Origin of the sequence: Kitasatospora sp. NPDC047058 (genome assembly GCF_040643935.1) — a bacterium.
In the GTDB taxonomy this organism is placed as follows: Bacteria; Actinomycetota; Actinomycetes; order Streptomycetales; family Streptomycetaceae; genus Kitasatospora.
This window is the reverse complement of sequence record NZ_JBEYVJ010000144.1, coordinates 1-17987: the sequence shown is the minus strand read 5'-3', so window position 1 is coordinate 17987 and position 17987 is coordinate 1. Positions and strand designations below refer to the sequence as shown.

Annotated in this window: 15 protein-coding genes; 8 read left to right on the top strand and 7 right to left on the bottom strand. The window is 72.1% G+C overall.

Annotated elements, in window-relative coordinates:
• Window positions 1–299 precede the first annotated feature (299 nt).
• The 3 genes from ABZ885_RS21630 to ABZ885_RS21620 all read left to right on the top strand — a co-directional run bounded on the left by ABZ885_RS21630 (window position 300) and on the right by ABZ885_RS21620 (window position 2608).
• Window positions 300–1091, top strand: a complete 792-nt coding sequence (locus ABZ885_RS21630) for an SDR family oxidoreductase (protein WP_360190903.1) — start codon at window positions 300–302, stop codon at window positions 1089–1091.
• Between the two features lie 88 nt (window positions 1092–1179).
• On the top strand, window positions 1180–2034 hold the full coding sequence (locus ABZ885_RS21625) for a helix-turn-helix transcriptional regulator (RefSeq protein WP_360190900.1): 855 nt from the start codon (window positions 1180–1182) through the stop codon (window positions 2032–2034).
• A 106-nt stretch (window positions 2035–2140) separates the two neighbouring features.
• On the top strand, window positions 2141–2608 hold the full coding sequence (locus ABZ885_RS21620) for a DUF5990 family protein (RefSeq protein ID WP_360190897.1): 468 nt from the start codon (window positions 2141–2143) through the stop codon (window positions 2606–2608).
• An 82-nt stretch (window positions 2609–2690) separates the two neighbouring features.
• Here the strand turns inward: ABZ885_RS21620 and ABZ885_RS21615 are convergent, their stop codons facing one another.
• Window positions 2691–5006, bottom strand: a complete 2316-nt coding sequence (locus tag ABZ885_RS21615) for a M9 family metallopeptidase (RefSeq protein WP_360190894.1) — start codon at window positions 5004–5006, stop codon at window positions 2691–2693.
• A 301-nt stretch (window positions 5007–5307) separates the two neighbouring features.
• Here ABZ885_RS21615 and ABZ885_RS21610 point away from each other — a divergent pair, with 301 nt between their 5' ends.
• Window positions 5308–5910 (top strand): superoxide dismutase, encoded by a 603-nt coding sequence (locus ABZ885_RS21610; RefSeq protein WP_360190891.1) that lies wholly within the window; start codon window positions 5308–5310, stop codon window positions 5908–5910.
• 446 nt (window positions 5911–6356) lie between these two features.
• On the opposite strand, the gene ABZ885_RS21605 is transcribed toward ABZ885_RS21610, so the two are convergent.
• Window positions 6357–7571, bottom strand: coding sequence for a hypothetical protein (locus ABZ885_RS21605; protein ID WP_360190887.1), 1215 nt, complete (start codon window positions 7569–7571; stop codon window positions 6357–6359).
• Between the two features lie 169 nt (window positions 7572–7740).
• Here ABZ885_RS21605 and ABZ885_RS21600 point away from each other — a divergent pair, with 169 nt between their 5' ends.
• Both ABZ885_RS21600 and ABZ885_RS21595 read left to right on the top strand, forming a co-directional pair.
• Window positions 7741–8652 (top strand): aldo/keto reductase, encoded by a 912-nt coding sequence (locus ABZ885_RS21600; protein ID WP_360190876.1) that lies wholly within the window; start codon window positions 7741–7743, stop codon window positions 8650–8652.
• Complete coding sequence (locus ABZ885_RS21595) at window positions 8540–8953, top strand: ATP-binding protein (RefSeq protein ID WP_360190874.1); 414 nt, start codon at window positions 8540–8542, stop codon at window positions 8951–8953. Before ABZ885_RS21600 ends, ABZ885_RS21595 begins: the two co-directional genes overlap by 113 nt.
• Before the next feature lie 261 nt (window positions 8954–9214).
• Here ABZ885_RS21595 and meaB read toward each other — a convergent pair whose 3' ends face one another.
• Genes meaB through ABZ885_RS21580 form a run of 3 tightly spaced genes read right to left on the bottom strand, consistent with a single transcriptional unit; the run spans window position 9215 to window position 14318 of the window.
• Window positions 9215–10207: a methylmalonyl Co-A mutase-associated GTPase MeaB gene (gene meaB / locus ABZ885_RS21590; protein ID WP_360190871.1), complete on the bottom strand. Its 993-nt coding sequence runs from the start codon at window positions 10205–10207 to the stop codon at window positions 9215–9217.
• Window positions 10208–10224: 17 nt separating this feature from the next.
• Window positions 10225–12432 carry a methylmalonyl-CoA mutase gene (scpA, locus tag ABZ885_RS21585; RefSeq protein ID WP_360190868.1) on the bottom strand — a complete coding sequence of 736 codons (2208 nt, stop codon included), beginning with the start codon at window positions 12430–12432 and terminating at the stop codon, window positions 10225–10227.
• Complete coding sequence (locus ABZ885_RS21580; RefSeq protein ID WP_360190865.1) at window positions 12429–14318, bottom strand: methylmalonyl-CoA mutase family protein; 1890 nt, start codon at window positions 14316–14318, stop codon at window positions 12429–12431. The genes scpA and ABZ885_RS21580 overlap by 4 nt, the downstream gene beginning before the upstream one ends.
• A gap of 294 nt (window positions 14319–14612) precedes the next feature.
• Here ABZ885_RS21580 and ABZ885_RS21575 point away from each other — a divergent pair, with 294 nt between their 5' ends.
• Window positions 14613–15065, top strand: a complete 453-nt coding sequence (locus tag ABZ885_RS21575) for a nuclear transport factor 2 family protein (protein ID WP_360190862.1) — start codon at window positions 14613–14615, stop codon at window positions 15063–15065.
• 5 nt (window positions 15066–15070) lie between these two features.
• On the opposite strand, the gene ABZ885_RS21570 is transcribed toward ABZ885_RS21575, so the two are convergent.
• Together ABZ885_RS21570 and ABZ885_RS21565 are read right to left on the bottom strand one after the other, a co-directional pair.
• Window positions 15071–15652 carry a hypothetical protein gene (locus tag ABZ885_RS21570; RefSeq protein WP_360190859.1) on the bottom strand — a complete coding sequence of 194 codons (582 nt, stop codon included), beginning with the start codon at window positions 15650–15652 and terminating at the stop codon, window positions 15071–15073.
• A gap of 127 nt (window positions 15653–15779) precedes the next feature.
• The gene (locus ABZ885_RS21565; protein WP_360190856.1) at window positions 15780–16748 is read right to left on the bottom strand and encodes a TIGR01777 family oxidoreductase; all 969 of its coding nucleotides are present in this window, start codon (window positions 16746–16748) and stop codon (window positions 15780–15782) included.
• A gap of 248 nt (window positions 16749–16996) precedes the next feature.
• Here ABZ885_RS21565 and ABZ885_RS21560 point away from each other — a divergent pair, with 248 nt between their 5' ends.
• Entirely contained in the window at window positions 16997–17869 is an 873-nt protein-coding gene (locus ABZ885_RS21560) for a hypothetical protein (protein WP_360190853.1), read from the top strand.
• The last annotated feature ends 118 nt before the right edge of the window (window positions 17870–17987 follow it).

The window sequence follows — 17987 nt, the reverse complement described above, 5'->3', positions numbered from 1 at the left end:
GGTGGCGGGGCCGGGGCCGTCGAGGTTCCGGACGGCCGGGTCCAGCTGCCAGGAGCCTCGCCACCGCACGCCGGTCCGGCCCGTCCCGGCCGTCCCGCCCGCCCCGGTCGTCGGATTCCGCCCGCCCGACCGTCACCGCGGGGGCGCCGGCCCCCGGCCGCTACCGGCGCAGGCGCGCCTCACGGGTGTAGGGCCGGTCGCCGAATCCTGCGGACTGCCCGGCCGGCCTGGGTGGTCCTGGCGGACCCCGGTACCAACGGGCCTGGTTGCCCGGCCCGCGCCGCCGTCACGGTGGGGGCATGACCTACACGAACGAGACCGACGACGGCGCCCGCGAGTTCGACGGCAAGGTGGTCCTGGTCACCGGCGGCAGCCGGGGCATGGGCTTCGCGACGGCGAGGCTGCTGCTGGACGGCGGCGCGAGCGTCGTGATCACCGGCCGCGACGAGGCCAAGCTGGTCAGCGCCGCGGAGGAGCTGGACGCGGGCGAGCGCCTCCTCGCGGTCCGCGCCGACGCGGGCGTGCCGGCCGAACTGCGGCGGCTGGCCGGCGTGATCGCCGACCGGCACGGGCGGCTGGACGGCGTGTTCGCCAACGCCGGCGTCGCCGTCTTCCAGCCCTGCGACGAGGTCACCGAGCAGGACTTCGACCACACCGTGGACGTCAACTTCAAGGGCGTCTTCTTCACCGTGCAGTCCATGCTCCCGCTGCTCGATGCGGCGGGCGGCGGCTCCGTCGTCCTCAACGCCTCCTGGACGCTGCACCGCGGGCCGGCCCGCGCGTCGGTGTACGCGGCGACCAAGGCCGCCGTGCACAACCTGGCCCGCACCCTCGGCACCGACCTCGCCGGGCGGGGCATCCGGGTCAACTCGGTCAGCCCCGGCTTCATCGTCACCGACATCTTCACCGAGGTCTTCCCCGACCCGGCCGACCGCGGCGCCGTCCGCGCCCAGGTGCCGGTCGGCCGGCTCGGCACCTCCGCGGACGTCGCGGAGACGGTGGCCTTCCTGCTCTCCCCGCGCTGCGCCTACATCACCGCGCAGGACATCGTGGTGGACGGCGGCCTGGTGACGGCGATTCCGGCCGCCTGAGCGGCCGGACCAGCGCGTCGACGAGGGGCCGGCAGCCTGGTCCTGGCAGGGCCAGGCTGCCGGCGCCCCCGGCGGCGACAATCGTTCCATGAACACCACCATCACCCTGAGCGAGTTCCTCCGGACCAGGCGCGCCCGCCTCCGGCCCGAGGACGTCGACCTGCCGGACTTCGGCGGCCGACGCCGGGTGGCCGGGCTGCGCCGCGAGGAGCTCGCGCAGCTCGCCGGGGTGAGCGTCGACTACTACACGCGGCTGGAGCAGGGCCGGGTCGGCAACCCCTCCGAGGCCGTGGTCGACGCGGTGGCCCGCAGCCTGCGGCTCGGCCCGGACGAGGCCCGGCACCTGCACCGGCTCGCCCGGCCCGTCCGCCGGTCCGGCCGGAGCCGTCCGGCCGAGCGCGGACCGCAGCCGGTCCGGCCGATGCTGGTCCGCCTGCTGGAGCGACTGCCGGACGTGCCAGCCATGGTGATGGGCCGTCGGATGGACATCCTGGCCTGGAACCGGGGCGCGGCCGCGCTGTTGGGCGACTACGGCAGGCTCGCCCCGGCGGAGCGGAACATCGCCCGGATCACCTTCCTCGACCCCTCCTCGCGGGAGCTGTTCGCCGACTGGACCGGCTGCGCCCGCGAGAACGTCGCCTTCCTCCACCTGGAGGCCGGCCGTCGCCCCGACGACCCCCGGCTGGCCGAGCTGATCGGTGAACTGTCCATGCGCAGCGAGGAGTTCCGCCGCTGGTGGGCCGAGCACCCGGTGGGGGACAAGACCTCCGGCCGCAAGCGCTTCCACCACCCGCTGGTCGGCGAGCTGGACCTCTGCTACGAGACCCTGCGCCCGGCCGACGACCCCGACCAGGCGCTGATCACCTACGCCGCCGAACCGGGATCGCCGTCCGACGACGCCCTGCGGATGCTCCTCGCCTGGTCCGCCGAGCCGGTCGGCTGACCTCCGGCCCGGGCCGCCCGCGGTGGCACCCCCGACCGCGGACGGGGTCCGGACTCGCCGCTGAGCGGGCGGCGCGTGCGGGGGCGGAGCAGGGAAGGATGGCCCCATGCCGAACAGTGCCGTGTCGATCCGCATCGAGGCCACCGCTCTCCCGGGGCGCAGCTGCGCCCGGGCGCCCGGCTTCCCCGGCTACGACATCCACGTCGCCGTACAACGCCGCGGCAGACCGGGGGAGTTGCTCGATCCGGTGCCGGGGGACGCGGCGCGCGCCGTCTGGACGCTGGAGTGCACGGCGAAGGGGACGGACCTGCTCGGCCCGTACGTCCAGGGCGGGCCGGGTGCGCGGTTCGTCTACCTCTCCTGGGTCGCCGGCGGTCCGGACGGCTTCACGATGTTCCGGCGCGCCAAGCTGATGCTGGACGGAGTCGGCCGGGAGACCGCCGAGGCGGCCGTGCGCAGTGGTCTGCTGGTGGCCCGGCTCGGTCTGACCGACGTCAGCGGCCATCCGCTCTGCGCCGCCGTCCGCCCGCCGCTGGTCACCTGGTCGGCGGGGGAGCGGCCCGGCGCGCCATGACGGAGGGCCCCGCCGGTGCGGCGGGGCCCTCCTCCGGCGACCGGCCGGCGTCCCGCGTGGTGCGCGGGGCCGGCCGGCCCGGCTACTTGTACTGCGTGGTCACGCTGACGCCGCCGAAGGACTGCTGGGCGGCGAGGGTGAAGTACACCCAGCCGGCCGGCGGGTTGGTGATGGTGAGGGTCTCACCGTTGCCGGCGTTGGCGGACCTGGCCTGGTAGGAGCCGGTGGTGGCCCAGTTGCCGCCGTTGTAGTACAGGTCGGCGTTGCCGGTTCCGCCGCTGCTGGTGATGGTCAGCTGCCGGACGCCGGCCGGCAGGTACAGGAAGTGGTAGCTGTAGTTGCCGGTGGCGGCCGCGAGGCCGTCCCGGCGGCAGTTGTTGTCGAACTGCCGGGAGTCCGGGTTGGTGCAGAGCGGGGCCTGGACCGGCGGCAGGGTGCCGCAGTTGTCGGCCGCGCAGGCGGTCAGCCAGTTCGCGAAGTCGGCGTCGTAGCGGGTGCCGATGGTGCTCTTGAGCAGGGTGCGGGCGCCGGCCCAGTCGCCGGTGCGGTACTTGGCGAGCACCGCCTTCACGTCGTCCGGGTGCGACTGCAGCATGTAGCGCACGGCCAGGTAGCCCCACCGGTAGACCCGGTTGGAGTTGACGGTGGCGTCGGAGGTCTGGTCGTAGACGGTGTCGAACAGCTCGCTGAGCTTGTACGTCTTCTTGCCGGCCTCGGCGATCGCGTCGGCGTTGCGCACGTCGCGGTAGCTGTAGGAGATGTACTCGGCGAGGCCCTCGACCCACCAGATGGTCGGGGTGACGATGCCGGCGTCGAAGTCGCCGTACATGTCGTAGCGGCCGTCGAGGTAGTGGGTGTACTCGTGGTTGAGGTTCCAGATCTGGAACTCCGGGCGCAGCCAGCTGGCCTCGTGGGCGATGAAGCGGGCCTGGTTGCCGGCCTTGGCCGGGTCGCCCTCCTCGTACATGCCGCCGTTGTCGGTCGCGATGTGGTACATCGACCCGGCGTAGAGGCTGTAGTTGTAGTAGTCGTCGAAGACGACGACCTCGAGGTTGGTGTTGACGTCACCGGGGATCGCGCCGTTGTCCTGGATCACCTTGTGGAAGAAGGCGTCCTGGTTGACCAGGCTGGTGCAGGTGTCCGCCAGCTGCTGGTCGGTCATCTCCTGGGCGCGGACGCGCAGGTTGGCGTTGCAGACGCGGTCGTGGGTGAGGACCAGCGGGGGGAGCCGGGTGGGCAGGTCGCAGAGGCCGTAGTACGAGCAGTTGCCCTTGTCCTTGTTCTCCGTGAACCAGACCAGGTTCATGGTGAGCGGGGCGGTGGCGCCGACCAGCGGGTACCGGTTGACGAGGTCCTTGACCAGCGGGCGGCCCTGGGCCTTGAGCTCGTCGTGCGAGAGCATCGTGCCGATCAGCATGCCGATCCGGGTGACCACGTCGCCGCCGTCCAGCTGGGCGCCGTTGCGGGTGACGAAGGCGGCCCAGGTGGTGCCGAAGGACGGGTCGGCCTGGAGGACGGCGGTCAGGCCGCGGTCGAAGCCGTTGGTGAGGACGGTTTCGGTGTTGGCGACGGCCTGGGTCATCGAGGCCGGCCAGCCGGTGGTGTAGCCCGCCAGCAGGCGCTTGACGACGCCGGCGTACCGGGCGTTCTCCTTGGCGCTGTCGATCAGGGTGACGGCCTCGTTGAGGGTGTTGCCGTTGGCCTGGGTGACGTCCTGGCTGTGCGGGGCGGCGTAGAAGGCGTCCAGCGCGCCGCGGATCGACGTCTGCAGCGCGGTGCCGTAGGTGCCGACGGTGTCCGGCTGGTTGTCCTGGACGTAGTAGCCGGCCCGCAGGAACATCACCAGCTGCCCGACCGCGGTGGTGTTGTCGCCGGGGTAGCCGGCCGAGGCGGTGCGCAGGGCGTCGGCGACGGTCACCATCTGGGCCTCGCGGAAGACGTTCCTGGCGTCGTTCCCGGTGAGGTTGAACAGCGGGTAGGTGCACTCGACCGTGGGGAGGGCCTTGAGCTGCTGGACCAGCGCACTGCCCGAGGCGCCGAGGATGCCCGAGACGTCGCACGCGTCCGCGGCGGCGGCCGAGAACTGGTTGGCGCTCTTGGCGTTCTTGGCGGCCGTGTCGGCGGTGGCGGTGGCCGCCTTCGGGCGGCTGTCCTTGGCGGTGCTCTCGGCGGCGAGCGGGCGCCCGTCGGTGCGCGCCTCGGGGGACTTGGGCACCGGGACGGACTTCGGGGCGGGGGCCGTGGCGGCGGTGGTTCCGGCGGACTTGGCGGCCGGGCCGGCAGCGGGTGCGGCGGCGGCGTGGCTCTGCGGGGCGAACAGGCCGAGCGCGAGGAAGAAGGCGGCGCCGAGCGCCGGCAATCTGTGCGCACTGGCCTTGGATATCCGGAAGGGACGCATCTGTGGGGGCCTCCGGGGCCGTTCGGGGGCCGCGAATTGGGGCGCGGCCGCTCGATGTGTGACATGTAAAATGGCACATGGCGCCAGGTGACGGGAAGACCCTGGTGCGGATTGGTCCCCGGCGAAACCGAAATGTTGTCAGGCGGCGGTCAGTGGCGGCGCGTCAGGTCCGACTCCTGGTGCCCGGGGCGGCATGTGAGGAATAAGCAGGAGCCTATGCTTCGTTCTTGCAACTGATACGCAATAGTGTTGTCCCGGCACGACCGCCGACGTTCAACCTGCCGAAAGGGCCCGTGTTCCGATGAGCACCTACACGCTCCCCGACCTCCCGTACGACTACTCCGCCCTGGAGCGGGCGATGTCCCCCGAGATCCTGGAGCTGCACCACTCCAAGCACCACGCCGCCTACGTCAAGGGCGCGAACGACACCCTGGAGCAGCTCGCCGAGGCGCGCGACAAGGAGCAGTTCGGCGGCCTGGTCGGCCTGCAGAAGACCTTCGCCTTCCACCTGTCCGGCCACGTGCTGCACTCGCTGTTCTGGCAGAACCTCTCCCCGGAGGGCGGCGACCGCCCCGAGGGCGAGCTGTCCGACGCCATCACCGAGCACTTCGGCAGCTTCGAGGCCTTCCGCAAGCAGCTCACCACCGCCACCACCGGCGTCCAGGGCTCCGGCTGGGGCATCCTCTCCTGGGAGCCGCTCGGCAAGCGCCTGATCGTCGAGCAGGTCTACGACCACCACGGCAACGTCGGCCAGGGCACCACCCCGCTGCTCGCCTTCGACGCCTGGGAGCACGCCTACTACCTGCAGTACCGCAACGTCCGCCCCGACTACGTCGAGAAGCTCTGGGACGTCGTCAACTGGCAGGACGTCTCGGGCCGCTTCGCCGCCGCCAAGTCCGCCTGACGCAGGCGCATGCAAGCGGGAGGGCCCCAGGACCGGTCCGGGGGCCCTCCTCGAGCTCAGCGTCGATATGGAGGGGCGAGTTCGACGGCTGCTGGATCGTCAGGGCTCATCGCTCGGCATGGCTGCCGGACGAGTCCTTGCCGGCGATCCCGCGCAGGATTGGCGCCGGCGGGGGCGGCAGGACGATGGCAACGGCCCGTGGGATCCCGGTCTTCGGCGCCGCCAGGCCCATGCCCTTGGCGAAGGAGTGGGCGCGGCCAATCCGCTCAAGGCGGCAAACAGCTCGTCCACCACGGGCCTGAGCGGCTGGGCTGGCCGGTTGGGAATGGGGGTGCCCTGCTGAATCACGCCGAGGCACTGCATCCGTTGGCTGGGCCGCACCTCGATCACCTGGTCTGCTGAGCTTGCTGCTGGTTGGGGGCGGCGGCTCGGGCGGGCGCCGCGGTTCAGGCGCCGAACGGGCTGGCAGCTCCGCTCAGGATTACCTCGCGGTGCTGCCAAGCCAGTTGGAGCAGAGCCGCCCCGGCTGGCTGCATCGGCTCGCGGCAGGTCAAGCGCTCGACCTGCTCAGCCGTGAACGGAATCCCCACGGCCTGCCCGGTGCCGTCTTCGAGCTGCACCCGGTGGCCTTCGTCGTTGGTGGAGACGATCCGTGCGAAGGTCGCGTCGAACAGCTCAGCCTCGAACACCGCGACGGTCAGCATGTCGGTGACGAGCGTGAGCGGGTCCATGCCCAGCCCCAGCCAGTACACCCGCAGCGTTCCGGCCGCTCGGGCTGCGCTCAGGGCCTGGTTGAACGGCCAGGCATCGTAGTCGATAGGGGCGGTGTCGCTGCCGTAGTCCTCGCTGCTGCCGAGCAGTTCCTCGCTCAGCTCGCGGGCGATGGCCCGCCACAGGTCGAAGTCATTGGCCACATTCCACGGGGCGTCGTGGGAGGCCTGGAACATGCCCACGGGCATGACCTGGAACAACCCGCCGCCGCTCGCCACCTTGGCCGGGTCACGCCAGTGCAGGACGAACTCGGCCGAACCGGTCTGCCGGTCGTAGCGGATGGCGAGCGTGCTGACAGCGGCCATGACCGGCCGGCGATCGAGATCCGTTGGGTCGCCCATGGCGGCCCGAAACGGCGTGGCGCTTGGGCCCGTCACCGGCTGGCCCGCCGCGCCCAAGACGGCGGCAGCGTACTCGTGCGCTGCCGCCTCACAGATGTTGATGACGTCGAAGTAGTGGCCTCGGCCGAAGGTCAGCGTCGGCTCGGTTGCGTCTTCGGCCACCTTCAGCAGCCGGTAGCAGCCTCGGTTCTCGAACAGCCGCGGCTTGGCCAGGTCGCGGACAGCGTCAGCGTAGAAGATGTACGGGGCGCCGTCGGCCCGCTGGGCACGGATGGCGTCCAGCTCGGCGCCGCTGCCGTCGATCGGGGCCAGAGGCGTCTGATCCTGCCACCGCAACCTGACCTGCTCCAGGGGTACAGGCGTCTCGGGAATCCAGTGCTTGCGCGCCAGCACCCGTCCACCGGGAGCGAACTCATGGAGAGGCCAGCCGGCCATCGCCGTCTGGGTCAGCTCGAACCGACTGCGGTTCAAGTAGTTCCGGACCTGTCGCCACGCGGCCTGACTTGCTTCCGGCGTGATCGCAGGCTCCGGCTGAGGGGTGGTGGACACTGCGCTCCTTCGGGGGTACGGCGGCTTGCCGGCAGCCTACGATCCGAGCAGCAAGTCGCGGTGCTTCCAGGCCAGTGGCCAAGCATGCCGCGCCCGGGGGAGCCATGGGTTCGCTCGCCAGGAACTGGGTGATGTTCTGTTCGGTGAACGGGATTCCGGCGGTGGTGTCTTGACCATTCCAGCAGGTGACCGTCACGCCTTCGGCGTTGGTCTGCACCACCTCGCCGAACAGCTCGCCGAACAGCTCGTCGAAGACGTCGTCGGCGATGACGACGGCGCTGGGGATCGTGGCGGCCAGCGTCAGGGCGTCGCAGCCAACGCCGAAGCAGTACGCCCGCAAGTGCGCTGTGGAGCGGGCCCGTTGGAGCGCCCGGTACAACGGCCAGCGCTCGTAGTCCAGCGGCTCGGCCAGCTGCTGCGGCACGTCAACCGCAGTCGCCTGACGATCTCCAGCAAGGTGGGCTACTTCGCCGACACGGCTCTCCATCCCTACCAGGCGGCCCAGATGAAGCGGCAGCTGCTGACGAGCCTCGGCAACCTCGGTACGGACTACCTCGACCTGTACTGCCTGCACTCGGGCGACTTCGGGCCGGACGACCGCTACCTGGAAGAGGCAGTGGACCTGGTCCAGCGGCTGCGGCGCGAGGGCCTGATCCGGGCCATTGGGATGCGGGCGCCCCACGAGTTCGCCGCCGAGTGGGCCGCCGATCCCAGCCACCCGCGGGCGGCTGAGACCGCCCGCTTCCTGACCCTGTTCGACCGCATCCAGCCGAACGTCCTCTCCGTTCGCTACAACCTGCTCAGCCCCGTGTACGGGCCGGGCGAGACGGACATCTTCGCCTTCGCTCGCCAGCGCCAGGTTGGCCTGCTACTCAAGCAGGTGCTGGGCCAAGGCTTGCTTCTTGGTCACGGGTGTGACGGATTGTTCACTGGCAGTGAGAAATTACTCGGTGTGGGCGTCTCGGCACGTGCCGAGACGCCGATGTCCGGCTCTGCGCCGACAGCTGCTTGTCCGGCTGGCTTGGAGGGTCCCTGTGGTCGTCAGTCCATTGGGAAATGCTCGGTTTCCGGTTCCGCTTGAGTGGGGGCGCCGCTGCGGGCCGAAGCGGTGTCGGGGGCGCGGCGGTTGGTGGTGGCGATTCTGCGGGAGTGGGGTCGCTGTCCGAGGACGCGCTTCAGAAATCGAGCTGTGCGCCAGCGAGGTGATCGCGAACGCGCTTGTGCACACCAAGGATCGGTGTGTCGTGACTGTCCGGCGCCTCGCCGGGCGGGTGCGGGTGGAGGTTGCGGACCGGTGCCCGGAACTTCGGAAGCAGGAGCGCGATGCCGAATCGGCCAGCGGGCGTGGCTTGTTGCTGGTGGAGGCGCTCACGCAGGCCTAGGGCTGGAACCCGGTGGGAGCGGGCAAGGCCGTGTGGTTCGAGTATCCGGAGACCTGCGAAGCGCCGTGCCCCACGCACGGGTGGGGCACGGCGTACAACCTCCACCCCCTGTTCGAAGTGGCGTAGTGCTTGCGGCCCCTCTTGGGTACGCCTCGTGTGTGGCCGTTCTTCGAAGCTGTGGTGACGGCCGGCGGTCGCGGCGGCGCGGCCGGTCAGCAATGCGCCCCGCCCTCCGTGGCGGAGGGCGGGGCGTTCGCAGACCTACGGGGTTCCGAAGAAGCCGTCGAGGATCCGCTGGGCCGCCAGCCCCGCCGGGAGGGTGCCCGAGCGGACCTGGGCCTCCAACTCGGGGGTGAGCCGCTGCACTTCGGGGTGCTCGTGGAGCCGGGCGTAGAGCTGGTCGTGGACCATGGACCACGTCCACTCGACCTGCTGGTCGCGCCGCTTCGCCGCCAGGGCGCCGGTCGCGTCCAGCACCTTGCGGTGCTGCTGCAACCGCTCCCACAGTACGTCGAGGCCGAGCCCCTCGCGACCGCTGCAGGTGAGCACCGGCGGCGTCCACGCGGCGTCGGGGGCCTGCAACAGGCGTAGCGCGCTGGCGAGTTCGCGGGCCGCCCCCTTGGCATCGGTCTCGTGCGGGCCGTCCGCCTTGTTGACGGCGATGACGTCGGCGAGCTCCAGGACGCCCTTCTTGATGCCCTGCAGCTGGTCGCCGGTCCGGGCCAGGCTGAGCAGCAGGAAGGTGTCGACCATGCCGGCCACCGTGGTCTCCGACTGGCCGACGCCGACCGTCTCGATCAGCACGACGTCGTACCCGGCCGCCTCCATCACCACCATCGACTCGCGGGTGGCCTTGGCGACCCCGCCGAGCGTCCCGGACGTCGGCGAGGGCCGGACGAAGGCGTGCGGGTCGACGGCGAGGCGTTCCATCCGGGTCTTGTCGCCGAGGATGGAGCCGCCGGTCCGGCTGGACGTGGGGTCGACGGCGAGCACCGCGACCCGGTGGCCCGAGCCCGTCAGCATGGTGCCGAAGGAGTCGATGAAGGTCGACTTGCCGACACCGGGTACGCCGGTGATGCCGACCCGGACCGCCCCGCCCGCGTGCGGCAGCAGCCGCTGGAGCAGCTGTTGCGCGAGCGCGCGGTGGTCGGGCCGGGTGGACTCGACGAGGGTGACGGCCCGCGCGATCCAGGCGCGCGAGCCGTCCAGGACACCCGTCACATAACTGTCGAGGTCGATCGTCCGCGGGGGCATCGCCTAGTGGCTCCGGCTCACAGCTCGTGGCCGAGGTCGGCGGCCAGCGACTTCAGCAGGTCGTAGGCGGCGTCCGGGATGACCGTGCCGGGCGGGAAGACCGCCGCGGCGCCCGCCTCGTACAGGGCGTCGAAGTCGCCGGGCGGGATGACCCCGCCGACCACGATGGTGATGTCCTCCCGGCCGGCCTCGGCCAGCTCGGCGCGCAGGGCCGGCACCAGGGTGAGGTGGCCGGCGGCCAGCGAGGAGACGCCGACGATGTGCACGTCCGCCTCGACGGCCTGGCGGGCGACCTCGGCCGGGGTCTGGAACAGCGGGCCGACGTCCACCGTGAAGCCGAGGTCGGCGAAGGCGGTGGCGATCACCTTCTGGCCGCGGTCGTGGCCGTCCTGGCCCATCTTGGCGACCAGGATGCGCGGGCGGCGGCCCTCGGCCTGCTCGAAGCGCTCGACCAGGTCGCGGGTGCGCTGGAGGGGGGCCGACGGGCCCGCTTCGTCTCGGTACACACCGGAGATGGTACGGATCTGGCCGGAGTGCCGGCCGTACACCTTCTCCAGGGCGTCCGAGATCTCGCCGACGGTGGCCTTCGCCCGGGCCGCGTTGACGGCCAGGTGCAGCAGGTTGCCGTCCAGCGAACCGCCGCGCTGCGGGCCGGCCTCGGCGGCCCGGGTCAGCGCGCGCAGCGCGTCCTGGGTGACGGCCTCGTCGCGCTCCTCGCGCAGCCGGCGCAGCTTCTCGATCTGGCGGGCGCGCACCGAGGAGTTGTCGACCTTGAGCACGTCGATCTGCTCGTCGCTCTCCACCCGGTACTTGTTGACGCCGATCACCGGCTGCCGGCCGGAGTCGATGCGGGCCTGGGTGCGGGCCGCGGCCTCCTCGACGCGCAGCTTGGGGATGCCGGCGTCGATCGCCTTGGCCATGCCGCCGGCCGCCTCGACCTCCTGGATGTGCTGCCAGGCGCGCCGGGCCAGGTCGTGGGTGAGCTTCTCGACGTACGCCGAGCCGCCCCACGGATCGATGACCCGGCAGGTGCCCGACTCCTGCTGCAGCAGCAGCTGGGTGTTGCGGGCGATGCGGGCGGAGAAGTCGGTGGGCAGCGCCAGCGCCTCGTCGAGCGCGTTGGTGTGCAGCGACTGGGTGTGGCCCTGGGTGGCGGCCATCGCCTCCACGCACGTGCGGGTCACGTTGTTGAACACGTCCTGCGCGGTGAGCGACCAGCCCGAGGTCTGCGAATGGGTGCGCAGCGAGAGGGACTTGGTGTTCTTCGGGTCGAACTGCTTGACCAGCTTGGCCCAGAGCAGCCGGGCCGCGCGCAGCTTGGCGACCTCCATGAAGAAGTTCATGCCGATCGCCCAGAAGAACGACAGCCGCGGCGCGAAGGCGTCCACGTCCAGCCCCACGTCCAGGCCCGCGCGCAGGTACTCCACCCCGTCGGCCAGGGTGTAGGCCAGCTCCAGGTCGGCCGTGGCCCCGGCCTCCTGGATGTGGTAGCCGGAGATGGAGATCGAGTTGTACCGCGGCATCTTCTGCGAGGTGTACGCGAAGATGTCCGAGATGATCCGCATCGACGGCTGCGGCGGGTAGATGTAGGTGTTGCGGACCATGAACTCCTTGAGGATGTCGTTCTGGATGGTCCCCGCCAGCTTCTCCGGCGGCACCCCCTGCTCCTCGGCCGCGACGATGTACAGCGCCAGGACGGGCAGCACGGCGCCGTTCATGGTCATCGACACCGACATCCGGTCCAGCGGGATGCCGTCGAACAGCTGGCGCATGTCGTAGATCGAGTCGATGGCGACACCCGCCATGCCGACGTCGCCGGTGACGCGCGGGTGGTCGCTGTCGTAGCCGCGGTGGGTCGGCAGGTCGAAGGCGACCGAGAGGCCCTTCTGGCCGGCCGCGAGGTTGCGGCGGTAGAAGGCGTTGGACTCCTCGGCGGTGGAGAAGCCGGCGTACTGCCGGACGGTCCACGGCTGGTTGACGTACATCGTCGGGTACGGGCCGCGCAGGTACGGGGCGATGCCCGGGTACGTTCCCAGGAAGTCCAGCCCGGCGAGGTCGTCGGCGGTGTACAGGGGCTTGACGCCGATGCCCTCGGGGGTGTCCCAGAGCAGCTCGTCGACGTCCTTGCCGGTGGCCTGGCGCCAGGCGGTGCGCCACTGCCCGTCGGTGACGGACCCGGCGGTGTCCCCGTCCAGCCCGATTCCGGTGAAGTCGGGGATCATCACACCGCTCCGTTCTCGATGATCTCGTCCAGCAGGGACGAGAGGACGGCGACCGCGTCGCCGCCCGCGAACACGAACTCGTCCACGCCGGCCGCCTGGTACAGCGCCTTCTGCTCGCCGGGCCGGCCGGCCAGCAGCACCCGGCGGGCGCCGGCGGCCTTCAGCGCCGCGGTGACGGCCTCGGCGTGCTCGCCGTACAGCGCGTCGCTGGAGCACAGGCAGGCGACGGACGCGCCGGAGGCGGTGAACGCCTCCGCGAGCGCGGCCGGGTCCGTGCCCTCCACGGAGGTGGTGGCGATCCCGCCGGCCTGGAACAGGTTGGCGGCGAAGGTGGTCCGCGCGGTGTGCGCGGCGGCGGTGCCGATCGAGGCGAGGAACAGCGCCGGCCGCTCGCCGGTGGCCGCGAGGTGCGCGTCCGAGCGGTCGCGCAGCGCCTCGAACGCCTCCGCGCGCCGCACCCGCGGCAGCCCGCCGCCGGGCGCGGCCGGGGCCGGCTCGCGGACCAGCGGCTGCTCGCCGAGGTTCGGGAACTCGCTGACGCCGGTGACCGGTTCGCGACGCCTGGCCAGCCTGACCGAGCGCTCCGCCCAGGTGGCGGCGATCCGCTCGCCGACCAACCCCGAGGCGAGGGCGGCCTGTTGGCCGCCGGCCCGCTCGATCTCCTGGAACCAGGCCCAGGCGGCGTGCGCCAGTTCGCCGGTCAGCTGCTCGACGTACCAGGAGCCGCCGGCCGGGTCGATCACCCGGGCCAGGTGCGACTCCTCCAGCAGGATCGACTGGGTGTTGCGGGCGACCCGGCGGGCGAAGGCGTCCGGCAGGCCGAGCGCGCTGTCGAACGGCTGGACGGTGACCGCGTCCGCGCCGGCGACCCCGGCGGCCAGGCAGGCCACCGTGGTGCGCAGCATGTTCACCCAGGGATCGCGCGCGGTCGTCATCACGGCGGAGGTGACGGCGTGCTGGCGCTGCGCCGAGGCGTCCGGCGTGGCGCCCGAGACCTCGGCTACCCGGGCCCAGAGTCGGCGCGCCGCACGGAACTTGGCGATCGTCAGGAACTGGTCGGCGTCGGCCGCGAAACGGAACTCCAGCTGGCCGAGCGCGGCGTCGACGGAGAGCCCGGCGGCGGTCAGCGCCCGCAGGTAGGCGACGCCGGTGGCGAGCGAGCAGCCCAGCTCCTGGGCGGGCGAGGCGCCGGCCTCGTGGTACGGCAGGGCGTCGACGGTCAGCGCGCGCAGGCCGGGGTAGCCGTCGGTGCAGCGGGCGGCGAGCGCGGTGGCCGCGCCGAGCAGGGCGTCGGTGCGCCCGGTGTCGCCGGTGCGGGCCTGCAGGCCCAGCGGGTCGGCGCCCAGGTTGCCGGCGGCGGCGTTGGGGGAGACCTCGCGCTCGGCGTACAGCTTGAACAACTGCTCGGCGGCGTCGGCGAATTCGGGACCCGCGTCGAGCACCACACCGGCCAGGTCGAGGTAGACGCCGGTCAGCGCCTCCGGCAGCGCCGCGATCGGCAGGCCCGCGCCGCCGAGCTCCAGCCAGAGCGAGCTGCCGCCGTTCTCGAGGTCGGCGAGGACCGCCTCGTTGGTGCGGCGGGCGTCGGGGTCGGCGTGCCGCTGGCGGACGTCCCAGCCGGTGACCGCGGAGCCCTGCGGCCGGCCGCCGCGGACGAAGGGCGGGAAGCCGGGGTAGCCGGGGTCGGCGGGGCCGTCCTCGGCGGTGTACAGCGGGCGGGCGCTCAGCCCGTCCTGGAGTGCGGTGGTGAGCGCCTGCTCGGCCGCTTCGCCGTCGGCGGGTTGTGCACCCGACTTGCGCAGCACGCCTTCGACCAGGTGCTGCCACTGCTCGCGGTGTGCTGCCGGGAACTCGGCGGCCAGGGGGAGCCCTTCGGGCGGGACCGTCATGCCCGCAGGTTAGCGCCCTGCGGCGGGCGTGCAGCAGAGGCAGAGGGTGTGACCTTGCCCTCGCTCTGCAATCGGTTGCACTCACCTCGGCTGCGGGGGCCGGCGGGGGCATCTGCGGGGGTGCTCCGTCGTCCGACTAGTCTTCATTGCCCGGAAAGATCCGAATGGTGCCGCCCGCGCCCTGCGTCGGCGCCGTCCGGCCGTGGGGCGTGTCACGGGCCGGGGCGCTGCGTCGTCCTGATACCCGGGGGCGGAACGCGCCGTCCCCCGGTTCGGGCGACAGAGAGGACACCGATGGCCGACTTTCAGGAGATCGCGGACCGCGTCGAGATCGAGGCGTTGCGCGGCGAGTTCACCGATGCGGTGATGATGCGCGACTACGACCGCATCGCTTCGCTGTTCACGCCGGACGGCGCACTGCGGATGCCCAACATCCCCGTCGAGCTCGCCGGCCCGGAGGCGATCCGCGCCTGGGGCGAGCGCGTGCCGGAGGTCGTCGACTTCCTCGTGCAGAACACCCACCCGGGCGTGATCCGGCTCGACGGCGACACCGCCTCCGGCCGCGCGTACATGTCGGAGCTGGGGCGCGCCCTCGACGGCCGCGGAGGGTTGAACTACGCCGTCTACCACGACCGTTACCGGCGCACCGGCGACGGCTGGAAGTTCACCGAGCGGGTCTACGAGGTCCGGTACGAGGACGACTCCCCGCTCCCCGGCTCGCCACCCCGCCCGGCCCCGGGTGTGTGACCCGTTCAGCCCGTGCCGGCGGGCAGGCCGGCGGGCGTAGTGGTCGGTGATGCGGCCGGGGGCATCAGGCACGGGGTGGTGACGCTCAGGGCCATGCGTACGTCGCTGGTGCTGTCGACACCGGTGACGTAACGGCTTTCCGGGTGGCGGGCGGACAGGGCGGCGTACGGCTTGGTGTCCGATGCCTCACGGTAGGTGATGATCTTCAGCCCTTCCTTCGTCAGCATGTCCCGAGTGCTGCGGACGACTTCGTTCTGCCGCGCCCCGGGAACGTCACTGTGGACGAAGTACAGGAGGGTGAAGCGATCGTCCGGTGCCGGTTCACCGTTCTTGCCCACGCAGGACGTGAAGGTGATCTCCTCCGGTTCGCTGTTGAGCCGGATCCCGGTCGAATCGGCGACGTGTGCCAGCAGCCGGCGTGCCCGGTCGAGGGCTTCCTGCCGGGACTGGACGGGCAGGGGGTCGTCCTTTCCGCTATCAGGGCGGCTGGACATGCAGGCGCCGAGGGCCGCGGTCATCAGCGCCACAGCCATTAGGCGCTGCAGTCGGATGCCGGTGGCGGACCGGCGGACGAACGGACGGGTCATGAGTGCCTTCTCCGGGATCGGCTCAGTGCCGGATGGGGATGAATCCTCCGGTGATCATCTCCCTGGGTTCGACCTCCGGCCGCTTTCCTGCCGGACGCCGGGCGCCCCTCAAGCCTGCCCTGCCCCGTCAGGCCGGATCGGCGGCCGTCCGGGCGGGCCGGCGGCGGAGCCGCCGGGCGAGGTCGACGGCCGCGGCCGGCCAGTGCGGGTGCTCGAAACCGAACCCCGCCGCCTGGAGGCGGCCGGGTGCCACCGTGCGGCTCTTGAGCAGCAGCTCGGTGTCCGAGCGGAGCGCGAACGCCCCGAGCTCGGCCATCCAGCGGGTGGCGGGGAGGCCGACCGGGATCCCCCAGGCGCGGCGGATCGCCGCCATGAAGGCGCGCTGCGACTGCGGGTGCGGGGCGGCGAGGTTCACCGGGCCGGCCAGGTCGTCGCGGTCGAGCAGGAAGGTGACGGCCCGGACCAGGTCCCGGTCGTGGATCCAGGACATGTACTGCGCGCCGCCGTCGATCGGACCGCCGAGCCCGCAGCGGGCCAGCCGCAGCATCAGGTCGAAGGCGCCGCCGCGGTCGGGGCTCATCACCATCGCGGTACGCAGGGCGACCCGGCGGGTGTCCGGGGTGGGGGCGTCCTGCTGGGTGCGCTCCCAGGCCCGGGCGATGTCGACGCTGTAGTCCCAGTACCGGGGGACGTCGGGCTCGTCGCCGCCGAGGACGCCGGTCTCCTCGTCGTGCGGGGTGCCGTAGTGGTGGGCGTAGATGGTGGCGGTGCTCATCTGCAGCCAGACCCGCGGCGGGCGCTTCGCGGCGGCGACGGCCTCACCGACGACCCGCGCGGAGTCCACCCGGGAGTCCAGCATGGCGCGCTGGTTGGCGGGGGTGTAGCGGCAGTTGACGCTGCGCCCGGCGAGGTTGACGACGGCGTCGCTGCCGTCGACGGCCTCGGCCCAGCGGCCGAGGGTCCGGCCGTCCCAGTAGAGCTCCCGGTCGCGGCGCGGCCGTCGGGTGAGGATCAGGACGTCGTGGCCCTGGGCGGTCAGTGCGCGGTCCAGGATGCGGCCGATCTGTCCGGTTCCGCCGGGTATGACGATCTTCATCGAGCCCCCTCATGGTGTGCTGCTTAGCCTAAAGCAAAAATGAACGCGTTCAAACCCGCAAGGGTGTCGTCGGGCCGGTCAGGGTTCCTGTTTTCCGGCCGGCGGGTCGTTTTGCGTGGCGCGGCCGGTTCGCACTAGGTTTCGACGCCGTCGAGGCGGGTGGCCCGCGGGGGGCTGACCACCGGTCAGTCGACCCGGCGGTGCGGCCGTTTCGACAGGCACCGTCACATCGGGGGAAGGAAAGCACGTTGCGCACCACCGGAACCGAATCCGCGGAAACCACCGGAACCACCGGTACCACCGCAAGGGCCGGCCGCCGGCTCACCGTCACCGTCGGCGTCACCGCCGCCGCACTGGCCTGCCTGGCCACGCTGAGCGCCTGCGGGCCGGAGAACAACGGGGACCAGACCGCGGCCCCGGGCACCACCGCCACCGCGGCCGGCACCGCCCCGGCGAGCGGCCCAGCCGCCGCGCCCACCTCGGGCGCCGCCAAGCCGTCCTCGGCCGGCGCCGCCGTCTCCAAGGACATCCCGGCCGGCGCCTGGATCGACCCGCACGCCGTCCCGCTCGACTCCACGTACCACTGGCCGGCCCCGGCGACCACCGCCAAGGGCGTGACCGGCACGCCGGTCTTCAAGCTTCAGGAGCTGTGCCACGCGAAGCTGAACCCGGACCACGAGAGCCTCGGCGCCGGCCGTGCCGCCGCCCAGGCGGTGCTCGGCGCGGGCGGGGCCGACCAGTGGCAGGCCCAGCAGACCCTGCTCTACGAGGGCGACCCGCGGCCGAGCAGCGGCGTCGCGCAGAGCGCCCACCTGGTGTTCGACGACCTCCGCGAGGAGGTCAAGGGCTGCGCCAAGACCCTCCCCGGCGCCACCGTCAAGGTGACCAGCCCCGAGGACGCCAACTACTTCGCCGCGACGGTCACCGTCCCGCAGGCCGGCGGCACCGTCGTCACCCTGCACGAGTACCTGAGCAACCCGGACGGCACGGTCGACGAGCTCGCCGTCTGGACGAGCACCAAGACCGGCGCGCAGCCCAAGGTCGCCTGGGCCGGCCCGGCCGACGCCGACGTGGCCAAGGCGATGGACTCGGCACTCTGCACCACCCTCAAGGACTGCTGACACCCGGTCCGTCGTCGGTCTCCGAGCGGCGGGCGCCCGGGGGCCCGCCCCAGCCCCGCACCACCCAGCCCCAGCCCATCCGCAGAGGCACGGGTAGGGGAACAGTGTAACAGCAATG